Below are 20,838 nucleotides of genomic sequence, written 5' to 3'. Positions count from 1 at the left end.
TGCTGTGCTATGATATGAGGTCACCGTAGCTGTGTTCGAGAGGAGGAGCGGTGGCCGACCAGGACATCAAGATGCTCATCGAGCGCATTATGGCCGAGGCCCGGACCCATCAGTCCGCCCGCTTCTCAAACGAAATCTACGCAGACGAGCCGATTCTCAAGACCGGCCGACAGATGCAGAACTTCCTCCCCGACCAATACCGCAAGATGCGTGAGATATCGCGTTGGCAAGAAGACCCAAAGGGCGGGGCGGGCCGTTGGCTTTCGGAAGCCGAGCTTTTCTACCGCCAAGGCCTGCTGATGGCCGACTTTGAGGACGACTGTCCCTACAACGGCACCTTTAAGTCGTACTTTCCCACCTACAACGCCATGAGCGACCGGCAGTTGCGCGGCTACTTTACCTGGCGTGCCCAAGTGCGCCGTGGGAATATCGAGGAGACATCGACCTCGTTTGCCTTTCTGTATCTCTATGAGTTGATTTGCGGCATTGGCGTAGATGACCCGCTCGATGGTTTTAACAAGATCAAGGCTTTTTGGGATGTCTATCACGCCTTCGAGCCCGGCATCGACCGGTTTGCGCGCGTGTGGCTGCAGGACTACGCCGTGTTCCACAGGCTCGACCCCAAGCTGCTTCGTGACTCTAAAACCGTCATGTTCGATAACGCCCTTATCGAGCTGCGGCGCGCGGCACGAGACCTTGTACCAGCACCGGCACCGTCCGGCCAGCCCCCTAAGCGTCGCAAAACCTCCGAGCCCACGCTCCCCCTTCCGCCCGATGAGGTGCGCGAGGAACGACTCATGGCCGCTATCAATGCCCTCTCCACGTATAACCTAAGTAACTCGCGGCTCGACCGCAGCCACCACCGCGATCTGCGCCACGTGGCGTGCGCCGTGTATGTCCGCATGGCGCGCTACTATGACACGCACCGAAAGACCGGCATCGTGGCGAGTTTATTTGGGGAGGAGACGGCCATGCCCTACACCATGTTTGCCTCGGCCGTATTCTTTGCGCCCGAGCGCCACGAGGACTGCGAATATCGCCTAGATCCTATCCATATCTACCGTTGCCAAAACGGCTTTTGGGAATGCATGCGCATCCACGGTAGTAGGCAAAAGAGCAGCAAGCTCGGTGAAATGATGCGCGCCTGCGACCAACGCCTGCGCCTGGCGCTGGACCCCGCCCATCCCCTTAAGGAAGAAAAGGTCCCCAAATATCTGGCCAAGATTATCGATGACGAGATTGTGGCATGGCTTTCGTGGGACGCCGCACACCAGCCCGTCAAGATCGATATCGATCTGAGTCAGCTGGGGCACATTCGGAGCGCCGCCGCGCAAACGCGCGAGGCGCTTTTGATCGACGAGGAGCGCGAGGACGGAATGATCGCAGAGGTCGATACGGCAGGCTCCGAACGGTCGAAAGCCGAGCCCGTGGCAGACGCGACGGTCGAGGCGGTCGCGGCACCCATTCGGCAGGACGAGGCCGACGAGCCAACCATTTCCACCGAACAGTTTGGTGTTGTGGCGCCGCTTCTTGTGCCGACGCCCGCGTTTACAGCTGCTGCGCCCGTTGACGCCACGAACGAACTCGCGCCTGTTGCAGACGCCTATCTCCGCGCGCTGCTCGAGCACAATGCAGTACAGGCGGAATCGGCGGTAGCGCAATCGGAGCAGAGCGAGGACATGCTCGTCGATACCATCAACGAGGCGCTCTTTGATCTGGTGGGCGACACCGTAATTGAATTTAGCGCGGCAGGACCGCAGATTATTGAGGACTACGAAGCAGACGTGAGAGGATACCTAGACCATGAGTGATACCGCATCCGCAGCACCCCGCGTGCCCAAGCGCGTCGCCGCCGTCATTCTCAACTCGCTCAAGGGCGGCGTGGTCCCGCGCATCGGCCTTCCCTACATCACCGTAGGACGCGAGGTCGAGATCCGCGCCCTGCTCACCGATCTTAGCCTCATCGCCGACGGTGGCGCGAGCTTCCGCTTTCTGGTCGGTCGCTACGGCGCCGGCAAGAGCTTTTTACTCCAAACCATCCGCACGCACGCCATGGGCGAGGGGTTCGTCGTCGCCGATGCCGATCTATCCCCTGAGCGCCGTCTCCAGGGCGGTCAGGGACAGGGCCTTGCCACCTACCGCGAGCTCATCCGCAATATATCGACTAAAACGCGCCCCGAGGGCGGTGCGCTCAACCTTATCCTGGATCGTTGGGTCGCCTCGTGTGCCGACGTCGACGAGTCGGTCGTCAATGCCCAACTAGCCCCGCTCGAGGAGATGGTCCACGGCTTCGACTTCACCCGCATGCTTCGCCGCTATCGCGCGGCCGTATCCGAGGGCGACGAAGAGGCCATGAGCCGCGTGACCAAATGGATCCGCGGCGAATACCGCACCAAGAGCGAGGCTCGCGCCGAGCTGGGCTCCTCAACCATCATCAGCGATGACGACTGGTACGACTACGTCAAACTCATCGCGCGTTTTTTGGTTTGCAGCGGCTACAAAGGCATGCTGGTGCTCATTGACGAGCTCGTGAATCTGTATAAGATTCCCAACGCCATCACGCGCCAGTACAACTACGAGAAAATCCTGACCATGTACAACGACACACTTCAGGGCAAGGCGCAGTACCTGGGCATGATCATGGGTGGCACGCCGACCTCCATCGAGGACCGCCGCCGCGGTGTGTTTTCCTACGAGGCCCTACGCAGCCGACTCGCCCAGGGCCGCTTTGCACGCGAGGACCTTAAGGACATGCTCGCGCCCATCATCCGCCTGCAGCCACTCACCTATGAGGAGCTGCTGGTGCTCATCGAAAAACTCATGCAGATCCATGCCGGCTACTTTGGCTGGACGCCCACGCTTACCGAGAACGACCTGGTGGACTTCCTCAAGATTGAGTTCGGTCGCGTGGGAGCCGATACGCACCTGACGCCGCGTGAAGTCATTCGTGACTTTATCGAGTTGCTCGATATCCTGTGTCAGAACCCCGACGCTAGCGTAGCCGAGTTGCTGCAAAGCGTCGGTGGCGATACTCTCGCGCCAGCCGGCGAATCGCCCGCGTCATCCGATGCGCGCAACTTCGCCGAGTTCACCATCTAACCTGCCAAAAAGGGACAGGTTTATTTTGGCAGGTTTTATCTGGGCAAATGCCGATATTGCAATTCGACGACCCATTGCCCGTTGCGTTTGATAACCCGTTGTTGAAAGGAGGCCCCGTGAACGCCTTTGACCGCTACGCCCCGTTTATCCAGGACTTCATCTACTCCCACGATTGGGAGAGCTTACGCTCTATCCAGGTTGCAGCAGCAGACGCCATCTTTAACACGCAAGACAACGTGCTCCTGACGGCATCCACAGCGTCCGGCAAAACCGAGGCGGCCTTCTTTCCCATCCTGACCGAGTTTTGGGAAAACCCGCCCACAAGCGTAGGCGCCCTCTACATTGGTCCCCTCAAAGCACTCATCAATGATCAGTTCGTCCGCCTCAACGACCTGTGTGAAGAGGCCGATATCCCCGTCTGGCACTGGCATGGCGACGTCTCGCAGTCGCACAAGGCAAAGCTCATTAAAAAGCCGAGCGGCATCTTGCAGATTACGCCCGAATCGCTCGAGGCGCTCCTGATCCATAAGCACATGGCGATCCCGCGCATGTTTTGCGACCTGCGCTATGTGGTCATCGACGAGGTTCACTCGCTTATGCGTGGCGACCGCGGCGGGCAGACGCTCTGCCTTATCGAGCGCCTCTCGCGCATGGCAGGTGTGCAGCCCCGACGCATTGGCCTTTCGGCTACCATCGGCGACCCCGAGCGCACGGGCGCCTTTCTCTCGCAGGGAACGGGACGCAGCTGCGTTATCCCCCGTTTTGAGGAACCGCGTCGCGTGTGGCGCATCTCCATGGAGCACTTCTACAACTCGGGCCCCCAGGCGCAGCAGCGAGGATTCGAGAGTGCTGGTCCCCAAGAGGCCGAGGTGCTTGCGTGCGAGCGCATCGAGGCGGCAGCGTCCACGGCACTGCCCGCCGGCACCCAAGACAGACGTCACAGCGGACAGCTCACGCAGGAGGAGCGCCGTCAGCGTCGCGAACAGGCACGGGGCAAGGTTACCTCCAGGGATCGTCGCACTTCCTCGGCCCCCGAGGGCGAAGTCGATATCCCGCGGGCGACCGAGCAGGCGCTTCTCAACCCCACCGACACCGCGCCCGAAAACGCCGACCCCGGCATGGGCTACATCTTTGAACATACGCGCGGCCGCAAGTGCCTGGTCTTTGCCAACTCGCGCGAGGAGGCAGAGGCCGTATGCTCCATGCTGCGCAGCTACTGCGAGAGCCGACACGAGCCCGACCGCTTTCTCATCCACCACGGCAATCTTTCGGCATCGCTGCGCGAGACCGCCGAGGAGCTGATGCGTGACGAGGAGCAGGCACAGACAACCGTCACCACTTCCACACTGGAGCTCGGCATCGATATCGGTCGTCTGGAGCGCGCGTTCCAGATCGATGCACCGTTTACCGTCAGCTCCTTTTTGCAGCGCATGGGCCGCACAGGACGCCGCGATCTTCCACCCGAGATGTGGTTTGTCATGCGCGAGGAAGAGCCCGAGCCGCGCACGATGATGCCCGAGACCATTCCGTGGAAGCTCCTGCAGGGCATCGCGCTCGTACAACTCTATCGTGAGGAAAAGTGGGTCGAGCCACCCGAGCTCGATCGACTCCCCTATAGTCTGCTCTATCACCAGACCATGTCGACACTTGCCAGCACCGGTGAGCTCACGCCGGCAGAACTTGCCCAGCGTGTGCTCACGCTCAGCTATTTTCACCGCATCTCGGCCGATGACTATCGCGTCTTGCTCCGTCACCTCATTACCATCGACCATATTCAGATCACCGAGGGCGGCGGGCTCATCGTAGGTCTCGCAGGCGAGCGCATCATTAACAACTTTAAGTTCTACGCCGTGTTTCAGGAAAACGAGGAGTTCACCGTTCGCAACGAGTCGGCCGAATTGGGCACGATCGTCAATCCGCCACCGCCCGGTGAGCGCATCGCCATCGCCGGACACTGCTGGATTGTCGAGGAAGTGGACTGGAAGCGTCATACCGTCTTTGCCACACAGGTCAAAGGTCGCGTGCCGGCCTACTTTGGCGACTGCCCCGGCGACATTAATACACACGTACTCGAGCGTATGCGCAAAGCGCTTAACGAGCACGCGGCATATCCGTACCTCATGGGTAACGCGAGAGCCCGCTTGGCGCAGGCTCGTCATACGGCCGAGATTTCGGGCGCAGGAACCAAGCCGCTCATCAACCTGGGCGGCGATACCTGGGCGTTCTTCCCCTGGCTGGGCAGCTACGCCTTTTTGGCGCTCGAGCGCATGCTCAAGATTAAATGTGCCGCTGAGCTGGGCCTTCGCGGACTCGACCCGTCGCGACCGTACTATATGCAGTTTAAGATGAAGGCCGACGAGGAGACGTTCTTTGAGGTGCTCGCCGCCGAGGCCGAGAAGGACTTCGATCCCATTGAGCTCGTCTATCCCGGCGAGGTGCCTTACTTTGATCGTTACGACGAATTTGTTCCCGAGGAACTCGTGCGCAAGGGCTTTGCCGAAGGCGTACTCGATATCGAGGGCATGAAGCAGCGCATCCGCAGCTGGACCAGCTAATTTGGGACGGGGCTCTTTTAGCTATCCCTGCCGTTAATCAGCCAAACCGTTCGCGATACCTGCCGGGGTAGCTAAAAAGCCCAAAAAGACTGGTCGAAAGAGGCCCGCCCCGAATAGGCTAGTCGCGGAGGGCCGCGCCGAAGAAGTCGGCATCGAAGGGCACGGCTTCGGCAAAGGTGTAGTCACCGTCGCTGGCAATGAGCAGGTAGTTCTCTTCGCCGCCAAATTCCGCGTCGCCGCAGGGAACCACCCAAGCATGCGCAAACACCTCGAGCGCCGTGGCAACGCAATCGCGCAGGAACGTCACATCGCTCCCCTCATTTGCACTCACGATATTGGCAGCATAGATACCGCCGGGGTTCAGGCTGCCCCGCACCAAACGCAGCGCCTCAATCGTCGCCAGCTCGCGCACGGGTTCGGCACCGCCAAAGCAATCGCTCACGACGACATCGTAGCGACGATGCCCCACGCTCGTCACGCCCAGATACGAGCGAGCCTCGGCGGTAATCACCCGCAAGCGGTCGCCCACCGTGCGCTCCAGCTCGTCCAGATAGAACCAACGACGTGCCAGACGCGTAATCTCGGCGTCGTACTCAATGACGTCCATGCGCAAGTTCTCGTGCGACATCAGCGCAAACTTGGGATAGGCAAACCCGCCGCCGCCCAGCATAAGCATGCGGTCGATGCCATGACCGCAAGCATCGCGCATGGCATCCTCGGCCTCAAACACATCGTCAAACGCACGATAGTACGCAAAGACGGGCTCTGCCCAACGCTCGCCAACATAGGTCGCGCTTTGGTACACGCCGCCTTGCACCAACACGCGGACTTCGTCGCCGTTCTCATCGTGCACGCGCTTCACGCGCGCCAGCCCATTGCGGGTCCTCGCGACCTGCAGACAGGCAGCGCGAACAGCAACGGCGGCCGCACCGAGCGCCGCGGCTCCCAGAGCAACGCCGGCAACGACACCGGCAGAAACACTCGGCTTGTTCATCTAGAGCTCCTTTTGCAGATAGAGTCCATGATCATAAAAACCCAAATGGCGATAGTACTCACGCGTGCCAATCGCGCTAATCACGTTGATGCGCGCATAGCCCGCATCCCGAGCAATTTCGCACGCGCGCTCCACCAGTGAGCGCCCCAATCCATGATGCTGAGCCGCCTGGCCTTGATCGCCCACGCGCGCGGCCATACCATACACGTGCACCTCACGAATCATCGCCTCGTCCGGCGTCGTCGGCAACTCGTCCGCATGCGCGGCAACAAATGCGCGGTCGGGCAGCGACAAGCGCAAAAAGCCCGCGATCTTGCCCTGCGGCGTTACCCACTGCAAAAAGCGCTCATGCGTCACCGGCGTCTCGTACGCCACCTCCTCGTTAAGGGTCAACTCGCCCAGGTCGGTGCCCGCCGTGCTAATCTCGCGATACCGAATCTCGCGCACCTTGGCGCCCTTGCCCTGCGCCGCCAGGCGATTCTCGACCAGCTGGCGAAGGTTGGGCTTCTTGTTGCCCACCATAATGTCGTCGGAACTAAAGTCGCGAATCATACGGCTAATGCGGCAGAACGCCGGCGTCACCACGATGTCATCGGCCAACACATCGAGCAGCTCGTCCTCGGTATAGGGGCGCCACTCGCCACGCTCATAGCAGCCCACCAGACGCGAGCCCTCAATGAGCGCACACGGGTAGACCTTGACCTCGTCGGGCATAAGGGCGCCCTCGGTCATAAAGCGCTCGTAGTCGCGCTTGTCCCCCACGGGCGTGGCGCCCAGCAAGTTGAGCATAAAATGCGCGTGGATCTTAAAGCCAAAGAGGCGCACGAGCGAAAACGCTCGCTCAATCTGCGCCACAGCAATGCGGCGCTCGTTGATATCGAGCAGATGCTGGTCGAGGCTCTGGATGCCCACCTGAATCTTGGTGCAGCCCAGGCGGCGGATGAGCGTGAGCGCCTGCGACGTCACGGCATCGGGGCGCGTCTCGATAACGAGTCCCACCACGCGATGCTTCGCCGTCTCGTTGATGCGCTGCTGCCGCTCAAGCTCCTCCATCGTTGCCGTCTGCCACTCGGCAACCCGGCCCCACGGCGTGCCGGGGCCATAGAGCTTTCGCACCGCGCGGTTATAGCCACCCACGGCAGCATCCACACGCCCTTGCTCGCCGGCAACACCGGCGGCAAGCTCAGCCTCATCGGTCGCAATGCCGGCAGTCCTATAGCGCTCGCGACGCACCGCCACCACCGGCGGCAGGGCATCGGCGGGAGCGTCATCGAGCAGGCGCCCCGCCTCGGCACGGCTGATGCCCGGACGCGCCAACATGGGGTTGGCTGCCACGCCGGCCACGGCATCGTCATTGAGCGCACGGAAAAGCTCCGACACAAACCATGTTTGATACCCTTGCGGATAGTCGCTCCAAGTACCGCCAAGTACGATGAGCTCGATCTTGTCGGTCGCATGCCCCATTTGCGAAAGCGCGGTCAGACGAGCGCTCACCTGCAGATACGGATCAAAGCAGTTTTGCTCCGCACGGGCGCACGCCGGCTCGGCGTGCAGATAGCTTTTGGGCATGCGCAGGTCGTTGGGGCAAAACAGGCAATCGCCCGAGCACGGCCACGGCTTGGTGATGACGGTAATGGTCGCCACGCCCGAAGCCGTGCGGCGCGGCTTCATACGCAACACCTGCAGCAGCTGACGTTCCAGCTCGGCATCGATGTTCCACCCAGCCCAACGAGCCGGCTCCTCACGTTTTACCCGCTGGTAGAACGGCAGCAGACGGCGCTTGGCCAGGTCACGTTTGTCGGCACCCTCGCGGCGCGCCTCGGCATGTATCAGTTTGACGAGCGCTTTGTCGTCCACGGTCTCGCCGCGACGCAGAGCCTCGAGTATGTTCAAGATAATCTGTTCCATGCCCCCATTGTAAAGGCAAAGGCGCCGAAGCCGATCTCGGCTTCGGCGCCTTCATCAAACAGCGCGTATAAGCATCTATGTTTGCGGACTTAGCCCGCCGTCGTCATTCCGGATTGAACGACATGTCGCCCGAACCAACCGCAAAGCGATACGTGGCGGACTTATCGCCATTCTCGAACTCGAGGCTCGAAATCGCCTCGTCGTCGTAGCTATCCGGAAGGAAATCGCTCTCGAAGTCACCGCTACCCAGAGTAAGGCTCGCCGTAAAGCCCGTAGAGTTCGGAACCGTTACCTCCACATCGCCCGAGTCCACGCTTACGTTCATCGACTTCGCGGGGGCCTGGTAGAGCTCGAACGTCACATCACCCGAACCGACCTCAGCACTGAGCGCATCAGTCACGCTGCCTGTAAACTCTACATCTCCCGCACCCAGGAAAAGGTCAAAACCATCACAGATGACACCGGCAATCTGCAAATCACCCGAGCCCACGTGCGCGTTGATCCCCTTCAGATGTTCGGCAACACGGCGCGGCAGCTCAACCGTAACCGAGCGATCGATTGCCTTACCGTCATCACTTCCAAACTGGGAAACCTTGAGCGTCGAGTCCTCGACGGATGCGATGTTTTGCGCCGCGGCCTTGGAGGCATCCATACCCTTGGCAACGCGCCCCCGCTCGATAACGCGAGCCTTGTTGCCATCAACAACCTTGACGTCCACCGAAGCCGCATTGATATCGAAATCGAGGTAGCGGAACATATCGGCATCAAAAGTCGTACTCGAAAGCTGCTGAGGCTGAGCGGAATAGTTACCGTCATCCAAAAGATCGCCCTCGCGCACCACATCGTCCCTACCGGACAAGCTGGATACAACATCGTCGAGATCCCACGGGCCATCAAAATGAATCAATGTCCGCGAAACGCCAAATACAAGCCCAACAATAAGCACAAACGCTCCGATGCCAACGCCCAGACGCACCTTAGATTCATGCGAGAGTTTCATTATTCATCACCTTCTTTGGCGCTCGGATCAGCGGGGGTCGCGGTAGCCACGTCGGTATCAACCGCAGGGGAATCATCCTGAGCCCTGGCTGCCACCGGCGCCGGACCAACCTGAATATCCCCGCGCGCCCAATCACCATCGAGCGCACGCGCCACCCAGTGATAGATGGGAATCGTAAAGAAGATCAGCGCGGCAAAGGGACCGGCGCCAAACAGGAACATCAGCAAAAAGAACAGCATCCAGCACACAGCCCAATACGGGAACGACTGGAACGGTCCTTTCACCGGAGTCGGATTGACCGCACCGGCGTTCGTCGCTTGCGCCGTCGCGGCGTTAGCCGCCTGCGCGCTCCAGCTTGCAGCCTGCGCCGCCTTAGCCGCGGCATCACTCGCCTGCGTTGCGGCCTCGGTAGCGCGTGCCGCCGCCTCGTGGGTACGGGCTCGCTCCGCCGCCTCGGCCTCGCGCTGGCGGGCGCGGTCCTCATTCTCAAACTCGATATCGTCCTCGATCTCGTCGCTCGGATTGAGCAGCTCGTCCAGACTCACACCATAGAGCTTGGCGAGCGAGATCAGGTTCTCGGTATCGGGCGAGCTCTCCGCGCGTTCCCATTTACTGACCGCCTGGCGCGACAGTCCCAGCTTTCGCGCCAATCCCTCTTGGCTAAAGCCCTTGCTGCGGCGAAGGTCGGCGAGCCGCTGCGCAGTTTCTACATTCATGGTTCCTCCTATGCGATGCCAGCCGTGCCGCCGGACCGTTTTTTCTTAAGGCGCCTTGCACAGTTAAAAATCTATCCGCCACCGCCAAAAGCATGCCACCTATTCTAGTGAGATTTTTGACAACCGACGGTTGCGGGCACATATGAGCTGCGAAAATGCGTCCAAACAAAGCAATGGCCCGCAGCTCGGTTGTCCCCGTTGCGGCGTTAACGGTAGTATGGTCGTACTGTTTATTCCGCACCGCCAACGGAGGGAGTTCCGCGCCGTGAACCGCGATTTCGCCTCATCGCTCATCAAGCTCAACAATACGTTCTATCGCGAGCACTCCGCCTCTTTTTCCGATACGCGCCAGGCCCCGTGGCCCGGCTGGGTGCGCACTATGGACATCGCGCTCGGGCAGCTCGACGTCGCCACGATCGAGCATCCCGTCCGCGTCTTCGATCTCGCCTGCGGCAATATGCGATTCGAGAACTTTGCCGCCGGCGGCACACTTGCCGCCAAAGGCGTCGACGGCACGAGTCCCTCGGCAGACGCCAGCTGCCCGCTTGAGTTCTATGGCGTCGACTCGTGCCAAGACCTGGCCATCGATGCTCATGGCCACGCCCTGCGCATCCCCAACCTGCACTTCCAGGAACTCGACGTGCTCGATGCCCTCATGAAGCTCAACCCCGCCGAGACACCCGACGCGCTTTTCGACGCCCCGCTCGCCGACATCTCGGTCTGCTTTGGCTTTATGCACCACGTGCCGTCGTGCGAGTATCGCGTGCGCGTGCTCGACGCCCTGGTGCGCCAGACGCGCCCGGGCGGTATCATCGCCATCAGCTTTTGGGAGTTTATGAACGACGAGCGTATGGCACGCAAAGCCGTTCGCGCCGAGGCCCGCGCTGAGCTCACCCCGCCGTTTGAGGACTACGATTCCGCGCAGTTCGAAGCCGGCGACCACCTCATTGGATGGCAAAACGACCGCCATGCCTACCGCTATTGCCACCACTTTGACGATCAGCAGATCACCGACCTGGTGCGCGGCGTTCGTACGTTCTACAAGAGTGGCGAGGTTCCCGTACGCGAGCTCGAGCGTTTCCACGCCGACGGTCGCAGCGGCGAGCTCAACCGCTATGTGATCCTCAAGCGCCTGTAGGCATCGGCGACCCGCCGCCGAGTCGCGCCGCAACTTCCGGGCAAACCATGCCCACCTTTTCCAGCCCGTTGACCGAACGCGCAGTCATGCGTTCCATGCGTATAACCAAGGAGCCTCATGGGAGCCGTCCACGTTCGCACGCCTAAGAACTTTGTGCTCGAAGAGCGCCTGGAGCGCTACGCCGATGCGATTGAGACGAACCCCGAGGCCTATGCCGGGAATTGGGGCGAAGCCTGCGCGCCAGCCGGCGGCCTGTCCTTTACCCGCCTTCATCTGGATCTAGGCTGCGGCAAAGGCACCTATCTGGTTGAGCGAGCTCGCCGTGAACCCGACACGCTCTTTGTCGGTATGGACCAGGAGCCCATCTGCATCGCCTATGCCGCACAGAAAATCTGCGAGCAGGGGCTGCCCAACGCGCTCGTACTCCCGCGCGGAGCTGCAGCGTTGCCCGCGCTGTTTGCCGCAGGCGAGCTCGATGCCATCACCATCAACTTTCCCACGCCGCAGCCCAAAGCCAAGTACGCCAAAAAGCGGCTCGTCCATGTCGACCATCTGATGCTCTACCGCCCGCTCCTTGCAGCCGGCGCCACCGTCACGCTGCGCACCGACAGCAAACCGCTGCGCGACTATGCCCTGGGGCAGATTGCCGCGGCCGGTTACGACACGCTTTGGGTAAGTGACGACGTCCGCCGCGACCATCCCGAGTATCCCGAGACCGAATATGAGTGCCGCACGCGCGAGATGGGTGCCGTTGTCTACGGCATTTGCGCCACACCCGGCGCACAGCCCAGTGACGATGAGCTCACGGCGGGGCGCATGCAGGAGCAAAGTCTTGCCTGCTACCTGCCCGACGACCTTAATGAGCTCACGTACGTGCCCCTGGGCATGGAAGAGGCCGTCGAGAATTTTAAAAACCGCGCCCGCAAGGGCAAGAAGCGCCTGCCGCAAGAGTCCTAGGGGCTTTTGGCAGTCGCGGCGCCGGTAGCCAAACGCAAATAGGCGCCGACGAACGACCCTCAAACCTAAGTGAGTAGACTTTTTTGCAATAGCCAAGCACAACCCGCATAACGAAAACTAAAACCGCAGGTAGAGCCCTTGCGCAAAAGCCATGTGCTCGCGATATCGCAAAAAGTCTACTCACTTAGCTGGCGACTGCACCAAACGGCTGGGCAGAACGCCCATTTCCTGCATTTTCTTGCCTGCGAACGCATCGATGCGACGCTACGCCATAATAGTTGGCGGACAAACGCGAGAGAAAGCAACCACATGGCACAGACCACAACAGATACCGCCGCCAGCACCGTCTCCGGCGCCGGCGCTGCCAGCTCATTCTCGGGCGGCACGGGAACCGAGGCAGAGTTCGGCTCGCTCGGCGCGCTCTCCCCCACTTGGTGGGAGCCCGAGGATGGCAGCGAGCCCGAACCGTGGCTCACGCCCGATCAGGCCTTCGAGCGCTTCTTTGAATGGACGAGCGACCGCGGCATTGAGCTGTGGGGCCACCAGGAAGAGGCCCTCATGGACCTGGCCGCCGGCGATCACGTCATCTTAGGCACGCCGACCGGCTCGGGTAAGTCACTTGTCGCGCTGGGCATGCTCTTTATGGGCATGGCGCAGGGCAAGCGCTGTTATTACACGGCCCCCATCAAGGCCCTGGTCAGCGAAAAGTTTTTCGACCTGGTGCAGGTGCTCGGCCGCGATAACGTAGGCATGATCACCGGCGACACGCACATCAACACCAAGGCGCCCGTCATCTGCTGCACGGCAGAGATCCTGGCCAACGACGCACTGCGCGAGGGCGAAGATGCCGATGTGGGCTGCGTAGCCATGGACGAGTTCCACTACTTTACCGACCCCGATCGTGGTTGGGCCTGGCAGGTGCCGCTGCTCACCCTGCCCCACACGCAGTTTATGCTCATGAGCGCCACGCTCGGCGATGTCACCGCCATCGCCGCCTCACTCGAGGAGCACACCAGCGCTGCTTGCGACTTGGTCGTCGATGCCCCGCGCCCTGTTCCGCTGAGCTACGACTATGTAACGACCTCCCTCGAGGGCACGGTCGAGCTCGCCATGCGCCGCGGCGAGGCCCCGCTCTATATCGTGCACTTTAGCCAGGATGCCGCACTTGCGACGGCGCAATCCCTCGCCAACTTTGGTATTGCCAGCAAGGAGCAGCGCGAGGCCATCAAGGAGGCGGCCAAGGGCACGAGCTTCTCGACGGCCTTTGGCAAGATTCTTAAGCGCTTGCTCGGATGCGGCGTCGGCGTGCACCATGCTGGCATGTTGCCGCGCTATCGTCTGCTGGTCGAGCGCTTGGCACAACAGGGCCTGTTGCCCGTCATCTGCGGCACCGATACGCTCGGCGTCGGCATCAACGTGCCCATCCATACCGTGGTGCTCACCGCGCTCACCAAGTTCGACGGCTACAAGATGCGTCGTCTGCGCGCCCGTGAGTTTCATCAGATTGCCGGCCGCGCCGGCCGCTCGGGCTTCGATACCGAGGGCATGGTGATTGCCGAGGCACCTGAGCACGAGATTGAAAACGCCAAGCTCATGGCAAAGGCGGGCGACGATCCCAAGAAGCTTCGCAAGATTAAAAAGAAGAAGGCGCCCGAGGGCTTTGTCACCTGGAACAAGCAGACCTTTGAGCGCTTGATCGAGACGCAGCCCGAGACACTCAAGCCGCGCCTGCGCATCACACACTCCATGGTGATTAGCGTGGTCGAGCAGGGCGGCGATGCCCGCGCCCGCGTACACGACCTCATCGAGACGAGCCTGCAGACTCCCGAGGAAAAGGCTAAGCTCGAGGTTCGCGCCGACGAAATCTTCGCCACGCTCATCGATTCCGGCGTCGTCGTTCGTACCGAGGTGCCGCCCGCACCCAACGCCCCGGCCGACGCCACGCCAGACATCGACTATGCGCTGACGGTCGATCTGCCCGAGGACTTCGCGCTCGATCAACCGCTCTCGCCATTTTTGCTTGCCGCGCTGGAGCTGCTCGACCCCGAGAGCGAGACCTATACCATGGATCTCATCAGCATGGTCGAGGCCACACTCGAAGACCCTAAGCAGGTGCTCCGCGCCCAGGAGCGTGCCGCGCGCGACCGCGCTATGGCCGAGATGAAGGCCGACGGCGTCGAATATGAGGAACGCCTAGAGCGCATTCAGGACGTCACGTACGAAAAGCCGCTCGAGGAGCTGCTCGATGCCGCCTTTGACAAGTACTGCCAGGAAGTGCCCTGGGCAAACGACTACCAGCTCTCGCCCAAGAGCGTCCTGCGCGACATGTTGGAGAGCGCGAGCGACTTTAAGGGCTATATCCAAAAGCTCGGAATCGCCCGCTCCGAGGGCATTTTGCTGCGCTACCTGGCAGAGGCCTACCGCTCGCTCGACCGCACCGTACCCATCGAGAAGCGCGACGAGCGCCTGCGCGACATTATCTCGTGGCTGGGCTTTGTGGTGCGCTCGGTGGACTCGAGCCTGGTGGACGAGTGGGAAAACGCCGGCAACCCGGCGGCACTCGACGCTGCGCCGCCGCAAGGCATCGACGAGGTCGTGGCGGACCGCCGCGGCTGCACGCTACTGGTGCGCAACGCCCTCTTCCGCCGCGTGACCCTTGCCGCCCGCGGGCACGTGCGCGACCTGGGTGAGCTCGACGACGACTGGGGCATGAGCGAAATCCGTTGGCAAAAAGCGCTCGATGCCTACCATGAGCAGCACGAGGAGATTCTCACCAACGGCGACGCGCGCAGCGCCGCAATGTTTTCCATCGATGAATCCGACGAGAAGACCGCGCACGTGTGGCACGTGCACCAGATCTTTGCCGACGAGGACGGCGACCACGACTTTGGCATCATGGGCGATGTCGACCTGGATGCCACGCAAGACGGCGGCGAGGTCATCTTCAAAAACTACCGCGTCGGCTTTATCGAGGACTTGCTCGAAGAGTAGCCGTACATACTGGAACGAAATGAAGCGGGGCCGCTGGCAACATCGCCAGCGGCCCCGCTTTTGCGCTATCGACTATGCCCTACTCGGCATCCTCAACCTCATACGAATCCGCCTCGGCCGGCTCATTGCTTGACTCTGGCGCAGCCTCGCGCGCCTCGTCAAACGCTGTCTTCATGGTCTTGTTGCCCCATGTGAGCTTGCGAATGGTAAGCTCATCGGCCTTGTTGTGGGCCAAGCGTAGGTTCTCGGTGCTGCGGCGCAAGTCGTCCTTGGTCTTCTCGAGCTGCTTAATGGCGGCATCGATCTCCTTGATTGCCGACTCGAATTGCTTGCTCGCCAGGTTGTAGTTGCGCGAGAAGCCATCCTTGAACTTCTCCATCTTGGCTTCGAAGTTCGTGACATCGATATTCTGCTGTTTGTACTCCGCCAGTTCCTGCTTATAGCGAAGCGAACCCATAGCGGCGTTGCGCAGCAGCGTAATCATGGGAATGAAAAACTGTGGGCGGATCACGTACATCTTCTCGTAGCGATAGCTCACGTCCACGATTCCTGCGTTATAAAGCTCGCTCTCGGGCTCGAGCAACGTGCAGAGCACCGCGTACTCACAGCCTTTCTGGCGACGATCGTGGTCGAGCTTCTTAAAGAAGTCCTCGTTCTTATGCTTGGTCGCGGTCTCGTCGTTCTCGTTTTTCATCTCGAACATAATCGAAATGATCTCGTTGCCGCTCGCGTCACACTCACGGAAGATAAAGTCGCCCTTGGTGCCCTCGGACGCATCGTTGTCTTTCTCGAAGTACGCGTTGGGAAACGCCGTCATGCGTAGGCGGTTAAACTCGGTCTCGCAGTGCTGCTCGAGCGACTCGCCCACCATCTTGGTGGACAGGCGGACCTTCATGTCCTTAAGGCGCTCAATCTCTTCATCCTTATAGCGAATCAGTTCCTCGTTCGCGCGCTTGGTCTGCGCAAGTTCGAGCTCGTGTGCCGCCTTGGCCTGCTCCTCGCGCGAATCGCGCACCGCCAGCTCGCTCGTCAGCTTGGCACGCGCCTCGTCGCGCTCTCGCTCCGCCGCGGCAACCGCCTCCGACAGGTTCATTTTTGCTGTCAGCTCCTGCTCGCGCAGCTGGGCGCGCAGGCCCTCAGCCTCCTGCTCAGACTGAGCCTTTGCGGCGGAAAACTTCTCCTGCACCTTCGCCTGATAGTCAGCAAATGTGCGTTCAGCCTCGCTGCGAGCAGTATCAAGCGCGCGCTGCGACTCGGCCGCGGCCGCGGCAAGCGCCATCTCCTGGGCCTTGTCCGCCGCGGCAAGCTTGGCCTGCAGCTCGGCAATCTGCGCATCGCGTGCGGCCAGATCGCTTTGAGCAGCGTTACGCACCGCCGACTCGGCAAGCTTGGCTTCGTCATCCTTACGTCCCAGCTGTGCGCGCAAGCTGTCGATTTCGCGCTGGAGCTCGGCGTTCTCCTTTTGAGCATCGGCGCGGGCCTCTACCGCCGCGCGCTGGCTTGCGCTCTCGCGCTCTGCAGCAGCGCCCTCGAGCTTGGCGCGCAGCTCGGCAAGTTCGGCATCGCGCTTGGCGACCTCTTGCGCCAGCTGTTGAGCTGCGGCATTCTTCTGCTCGACAAGCTGGGCGTTACGTTGGGACTCCGCCTTTTGCAAAGCGGCCGCCGAACGCGAGCGCTCAAGCTCCAGCGCCCGCTCGCCCTCGCGCTGGACCGCCTTCACACGCTCATCCAGGTCGTGCGAGAACTCGGTATCGCGCACCTGCTTGACGATATCCGCATAGCCGGACGCATCGACCTTAAAAACTTCGCCGCAATGCGGGCACTTAATCTCGTTCATGGCAGCTCCTCGATGGACGCAAATTTCAACCGCTTACACTCTACCGCGCTGCACGGACAAAAAAGACGCCGCCGCCATAATGGCAACAGCGCCAGAACCACCACAAAGGTGCCTGTCCCCTTTGTGGTGGCATGGGTCACTACAGGTCGCGATAGTCGACCAGGCGAAGATCAGGTTGAGACCCGAGCCAAGCGCGCAGCTCAGGGTCGATCAGCGCGTCGACTTCCTTGGTACGATCGGTCGTAAGCGAGCTGTTCTCGAGGATAAACCGATCGAGATAGCCCGGGTGGCACACAAAGACGACCGTCTCGCCGTCGGATATCTCGCGAACCGTCTGCATAATCGAGTCCTTGGGTTCGTAGCCCGGCTCCATCGAATGCATCACCATGCGCAGGTCGGTATCTCCGCAATGCACCACCGCCGTGGGGTCGAAGCTTGCCTTTTGCTCCTTAAGGCCCAGCTCCTGGGCAACCGCCGAGATCGCTCGGTTAAGGTTTTCGCTCATGACGGCATGGGCCTCAAAGTAATCGGGCTCGCGGCCCACAATCTCGACAAAACGGTCGTGCTGTGCGCGGATCTCGATGCAGGCCTCGTCGAAGTCTATCAGCTCCTCACCGCGCTTAAAATGCTCACGGAAGGTACGGCTGCTATGGAACTCGCCGCTCTCGTTGAGCATGCTCGGGATGAGCGCCGGATCGGCGCACGGCTTGCCCAGGCACACGTTGGTATGCTGGCCCACTGCAATATCGGCATCCGCCACGAGCGACCACCCACGCTCGGCCTCGGGCATATTTGGCATAAGGCCCGCCGAGCGCACCAGGCCCTCGTTGACGCTTCGGGCAATCCCCAGGTCAACAGCATACGAATAACCGATATCATCGGCACGAATAAGCAATTGCTTCATAACGACTCCAATCTATGGAAAGGGGCACTTGGAGTGTAGCCAAGTGCCCCAGGTAATTATCCTACCTAAACAGATGTCTTAAGCCTTAGCGGCAGCAACATCTTCCTCGAGCTGATCCTTGCTAAAGCCAAAGAGGTAGGCGATGGCAGCGGCGGCAACAAATGCAGCGCCCGATGCAACGCAACCCCAGACGAGATTAGCCGTTCCGCCGGCAACAAAGCCGGTGACGCCCAGAATATTGGTCGCGCCCAGAACATACGTTGTCACATTGGTGAGGGCTGCGATCAAACCGCCGATAGCACCGCCGGCAACCATGGCGCCCAGGCAGCGAGTGTACTTAAAGCCACAGCCATACAGTGCGGGCTCCGTCACGCCGCCCACGATACCGGAGAGCGAGAAGCCGAGCATGGCGCCCTTCTCGTCGGTCTCCTTAAGGCGCAGGAAGGCACCGAAGGCCATGCCCCACGTAGCGAACTGAGCGATACCGGCCGCGACCATAACGCAAGAGTCGGAGCCCAGGGTGAGCAGCTGCACAATACCAAGGGCAAGCAGGACCTGGTGCATACCGGTCATAACCAGGAACTCCCAAAGTGCGGCAATGACGACGAGGGAGAGGATGGTGACGATGCCGCCGGCGTTACCGAGACCGAACATAAAGTTGCCGACCATGCTGCCCAGGATGGAGCCAATCGGAGCCAAAGCGCACAGCGAAACGGGAATCATGACGGCCATGGTGCCCACGGGTACAAACACCGTAGAGAGCATGTCGGGAACGACCTTCTTCATGAACTTCTCGACGACCATGAGTACCGGCATGGACAGAACCATGGGGAGCACCGTGGAGGAATAGTTGTTCAGCTGGGCCGGCAGCACGCCGTAGACCATGGTGGTCGTTACGCCCGAATCCGCTGCAGCGTTGACCATCGTCATGAACTCAGGAGCAATGAGCACACCGCCGAGCATCATGCCGAGCGGCTGGCTGCAGCCAAGCTGCTTCGCAGCAGCCCAACCCAAATAAACGGGAAGGAAGTAATAACCGGCGTTGTAAATCCAGTTGTAGAAGAAGTTGTAGATGTCGGAATCGGCAGACCAAATGCCGAGCATGCCGTCACCGCAAACCACGGCGATAGTACGGAACATGGCAGCACCCATGATAATGGGGATCGTCATGACCATGGTTTTGGACAGGTAGTTGAGGGTCTTACTGCCCGCAGTCTTGAGCGTCAGCGGCTCCTTGGCGCCGCCATCGAGGTTCTCGTCAATGGAGCCTTCGCCCTTAACTCCCAGCGCAATGGCGGCGTCGTAGACCTTCGGTACGTTCTGACCGATGATGACCTGATATTGGCCGCCAGACCACTGGGCACCCAGTACGCCCTTGATCTTCTTAACTTCATCGTCATTGGGGATGGACTGATCCTTAAGGTTCAGACGCAGACGGGTCATGCAGTGCGTCGCGTTCGTTACATTGGAGGCGCCGCCGATGGCAGCAAGCACGTCCTCGGCAATCTTCTTGTTATCGACAGCCATGTCGAATCCCTTCTCTTCCAACTAAAAGCCCGTGGGGTTTCACAGCGCCAAGACGCACGATTCTGCTCGCGCCTGCGCAGCACGCGATGCCCGTTGGCAAGAGATTTGATTACATGTGATTCCCGGGTGGATCGACATGAAAAAAGCCCCGCGCACAACCGACAGAGACCCAATGGGGGCCTCGACAGAATCGGTAGTGCCTCTCGGAGCTGCGCCGTGAGTAACACCCAACACACGGCGAGTATATGCGGCAGATGCGTTCTCCGTGACTCAGATTGCCGACGAACGGTAGCAAACAGTCCGCGAACGGTCACTACGACGGAAATAAAACGCCAGAGACCCTATTTATTCAAGCTTGCAGGAGCCACGCGATTCACATGCATGATCAGATAGACGAGCTCTTCTTGGGCCAATGGCTCGCCAAAGGCCTCTTGAATCAGAGCGTCGATACGATGGGCGCAGCGCGATGCCGCAGGATATTGCTCCACGAGCACGTCGTAAAGACCGGAATTCTCGGTGTCAATCGGCTCTTTCTTTGCCACGCGATCGAGCAGATAGCGCACATGGGTGGCAAAGCGAGTAAAGGCAAACGACGAGCGATCGACTGTCACGCCCAACTCTTCTTGAATAATCGCAACCGTCATATCGAGGAGATGCTCCTCGTGCTGCTCGGCAAGCACGCGCCGCTCGCTCGGCTTAATCGCCGCATTGATAATCGACATGGCGATACCCGCGGCCTCACTCTGGGGCATGCGAACGGCAAAAGTTTTCTTAATGCCACGAACAGCCAGCTCGCCCAAGCGGTATTCAATGGGATGCAGCTGCTCCAGATCGCGTTTGAGCGGCAACGACACCACCATATGTTCGCGGGCGCGCTTAATAGCAAACTGGATATGATCTGCCAGCGTAATGGGCAGATTAGGACTCAATTCGTACGAAAGCTGTCCGGTCGCAATATCTGCCAGCTGAGCAGAAAACTCAAGCACCTCGGGGTCGACCTCGTCGATGAACGCCAGATACTTTGGATCGATGCCGTAAAAGGTACGCGTAATAACGTCAAGATCGACCTCGTGCGGCATTTCGCCAAAGCCGATACCACGACCCAACGCGATAAGCTGGCGCCCCGCACCATCTTCGCAGATGGCAGCGTTGTGGTTAATGCGCTGGATAGCCCTCATGGAATCACCGTTCCTGCAAACACACGCCGTGTAG

14 protein-coding genes are annotated in these 20,838 nt (G+C 60.5%); 6 read left to right on the top strand and 8 right to left on the bottom strand.

Annotated features, from left to right (window positions below):
* Positions 1-50: 50 nt before the first annotated feature.
* From DW123_RS03240 to DW123_RS03230, 3 genes are all read left to right on the top strand, one after another.
* Positions 51-1,811, top strand: a complete 1,761-nt coding sequence (locus tag DW123_RS03240) for a TerB N-terminal domain-containing protein (protein ID WP_233540167.1) — start codon at positions 51-53, stop codon at positions 1,809-1,811.
* On the top strand, positions 1,804-3,099 hold the full coding sequence (locus tag DW123_RS03235) for an ATP-binding protein (RefSeq protein ID WP_118099099.1): 1,296 nt from the start codon (positions 1,804-1,806) through the stop codon (positions 3,097-3,099). Before DW123_RS03240 ends, DW123_RS03235 begins: the two co-directional genes overlap by 8 nt.
* A 116-nt stretch (positions 3,100-3,215) precedes the next feature.
* Positions 3,216-5,654: a DEAD/DEAH box helicase gene (locus DW123_RS03230; RefSeq protein ID WP_118273552.1), complete on the top strand. Its 2,439-nt coding sequence runs from the start codon at positions 3,216-3,218 to the stop codon at positions 5,652-5,654.
* Positions 5,655-5,772: 118 nt separating this feature from the next.
* Here DW123_RS03230 and DW123_RS03225 read toward each other — a convergent pair whose 3' ends face one another.
* The 4 genes from DW123_RS03225 to DW123_RS03210 form a co-directional block, all read right to left on the bottom strand.
* Positions 5,773-6,648 (bottom strand): spermidine synthase, encoded by an 876-nt coding sequence (locus tag DW123_RS03225; RefSeq protein ID WP_118273553.1) that lies wholly within the window; start codon positions 6,646-6,648, stop codon positions 5,773-5,775.
* Positions 6,649-8,556, bottom strand: a complete 1,908-nt coding sequence (locus tag DW123_RS03220) for an elongator complex protein 3 (protein ID WP_118297903.1) — start codon at positions 8,554-8,556, stop codon at positions 6,649-6,651. It abuts the gene before it with no gap.
* Positions 8,557-8,659: 103 nt separating this feature from the next.
* Positions 8,660-9,556, bottom strand: a complete 897-nt coding sequence (locus tag DW123_RS03215) for a DUF4097 family beta strand repeat-containing protein (RefSeq protein ID WP_118273555.1) — start codon at positions 9,554-9,556, stop codon at positions 8,660-8,662.
* A complete protein-coding gene (locus DW123_RS03210) occupies positions 9,556-10,272 on the bottom strand; it encodes a helix-turn-helix domain-containing protein (RefSeq protein ID WP_118273556.1) in 717 nt (238 codons plus the stop codon). Before DW123_RS03210 ends, DW123_RS03215 begins: the two co-directional genes overlap by 1 nt.
* Positions 10,273-10,537: 265 nt before the next feature.
* Here DW123_RS03210 and DW123_RS03205 point away from each other — a divergent pair, with 265 nt between their 5' ends.
* The 3 genes from DW123_RS03205 (at position 10,538) to DW123_RS03195 (ending at position 15,358) form a co-directional block, all read left to right on the top strand.
* The gene (locus DW123_RS03205) at positions 10,538-11,410 is read left to right on the top strand and encodes a class I SAM-dependent methyltransferase (RefSeq protein WP_118273557.1); all 873 of its coding nucleotides are present in this window, start codon (positions 10,538-10,540) and stop codon (positions 11,408-11,410) included.
* A 117-nt stretch (positions 11,411-11,527) separates the two neighbouring features.
* Positions 11,528-12,367 carry a tRNA (guanosine(46)-N(7))-methyltransferase TrmB gene (locus DW123_RS03200; RefSeq protein WP_118273558.1) on the top strand — a complete coding sequence of 280 codons (840 nt, stop codon included), beginning with the start codon at positions 11,528-11,530 and terminating at the stop codon, positions 12,365-12,367.
* 309 nt (positions 12,368-12,676) lie between these two features.
* Positions 12,677-15,358, top strand: a complete 2,682-nt coding sequence (locus DW123_RS03195; protein ID WP_118273559.1) for an RNA helicase — start codon at positions 12,677-12,679, stop codon at positions 15,356-15,358.
* 79 nt (positions 15,359-15,437) lie between these two features.
* Here the strand turns inward: DW123_RS03195 and DW123_RS03190 are convergent, their stop codons facing one another.
* The 4 genes from DW123_RS03190 to DW123_RS03175 all read right to left on the bottom strand — a co-directional run bounded on the left by DW123_RS03190 (position 15,438) and on the right by DW123_RS03175 (position 20,804).
* Positions 15,438-17,195, bottom strand: coding sequence for a DUF2130 domain-containing protein (locus DW123_RS03190; RefSeq protein ID WP_118273560.1), 1,758 nt, complete (start codon positions 17,193-17,195; stop codon positions 15,438-15,440).
* Between the two features lie 139 nt (positions 17,196-17,334).
* Entirely contained in the window at positions 17,335-18,099 is a 765-nt protein-coding gene (locus tag DW123_RS03185) for a ChbG/HpnK family deacetylase (RefSeq protein ID WP_117743398.1), read from the bottom strand.
* 78 nt (positions 18,100-18,177) lie between these two features.
* Positions 18,178-19,626, bottom strand: coding sequence for a PTS transporter subunit EIIC (locus DW123_RS03180; protein WP_117743397.1), 1,449 nt, complete (start codon positions 19,624-19,626; stop codon positions 18,178-18,180).
* 341 nt (positions 19,627-19,967) lie between these two features.
* Positions 19,968-20,804, bottom strand: coding sequence for a PRD domain-containing protein (locus tag DW123_RS03175; RefSeq protein WP_158553152.1), 837 nt, complete (start codon positions 20,802-20,804; stop codon positions 19,968-19,970).
* Positions 20,805-20,838: the final 34 nt, after the last annotated feature.

Origin of the sequence: Collinsella sp. AM10-26 (assembly GCF_003472525.1) — a bacterium.
Taxonomy (GTDB): Bacteria; Actinomycetota; Coriobacteriia; order Coriobacteriales; family Coriobacteriaceae; genus Collinsella.
The sequence above is the reverse complement of the archived record's forward strand: the minus strand, read 5'-3'. Positions and strand labels throughout refer to the sequence as shown.

What these genes read in the sequence shown, in the direction of transcription:
- DW123_RS03235 (WP_118099099.1), top strand. Translation starts at nt 1,804, where the DNA reads ATGAGTGATACCGCATCCGCAGCACCCCGCGTGCCCAAGCGCGTCGCC.
- DW123_RS03225 (WP_118273553.1), bottom strand. Translation starts at nt 6,648, where the DNA reads ATGAACAAGCCGAGTGTTTCTGCCGGTGTCGTTGCCGGCGTTGCTCTG.
- DW123_RS03220 (WP_118297903.1), bottom strand. Translation starts at nt 8,556, where the DNA reads ATGGAACAGATTATCTTGAACATACTCGAGGCTCTGCGTCGCGGCGAG.
- DW123_RS03215 (WP_118273555.1), bottom strand. Translation starts at nt 9,556, where the DNA reads ATGAAACTCTCGCATGAATCTAAGGTGCGTCTGGGCGTTGGCATCGGA.
- DW123_RS03210 (WP_118273556.1), bottom strand. Translation starts at nt 10,272, where the DNA reads ATGAATGTAGAAACTGCGCAGCGGCTCGCCGACCTTCGCCGCAGCAAG.
- DW123_RS03200 (WP_118273558.1), top strand. Translation starts at nt 11,528, where the DNA reads ATGGGAGCCGTCCACGTTCGCACGCCTAAGAACTTTGTGCTCGAAGAG.
- DW123_RS03195 (WP_118273559.1), top strand. Translation starts at nt 12,677, where the DNA reads ATGGCACAGACCACAACAGATACCGCCGCCAGCACCGTCTCCGGCGCC.
- DW123_RS03190 (WP_118273560.1), bottom strand. Translation starts at nt 17,195, where the DNA reads ATGAACGAGATTAAGTGCCCGCATTGCGGCGAAGTTTTTAAGGTCGAT.
- DW123_RS03185 (WP_117743398.1), bottom strand. Translation starts at nt 18,099, where the DNA reads ATGAAGCAATTGCTTATTCGTGCCGATGATATCGGTTATTCGTATGCT.
- DW123_RS03180 (WP_117743397.1), bottom strand. Translation starts at nt 19,626, where the DNA reads ATGGCTGTCGATAACAAGAAGATTGCCGAGGACGTGCTTGCTGCCATC.
- DW123_RS03175 (WP_158553152.1), bottom strand. Translation starts at nt 20,804, where the DNA reads ATGAGGGCTATCCAGCGCATTAACCACAACGCTGCCATCTGCGAAGAT.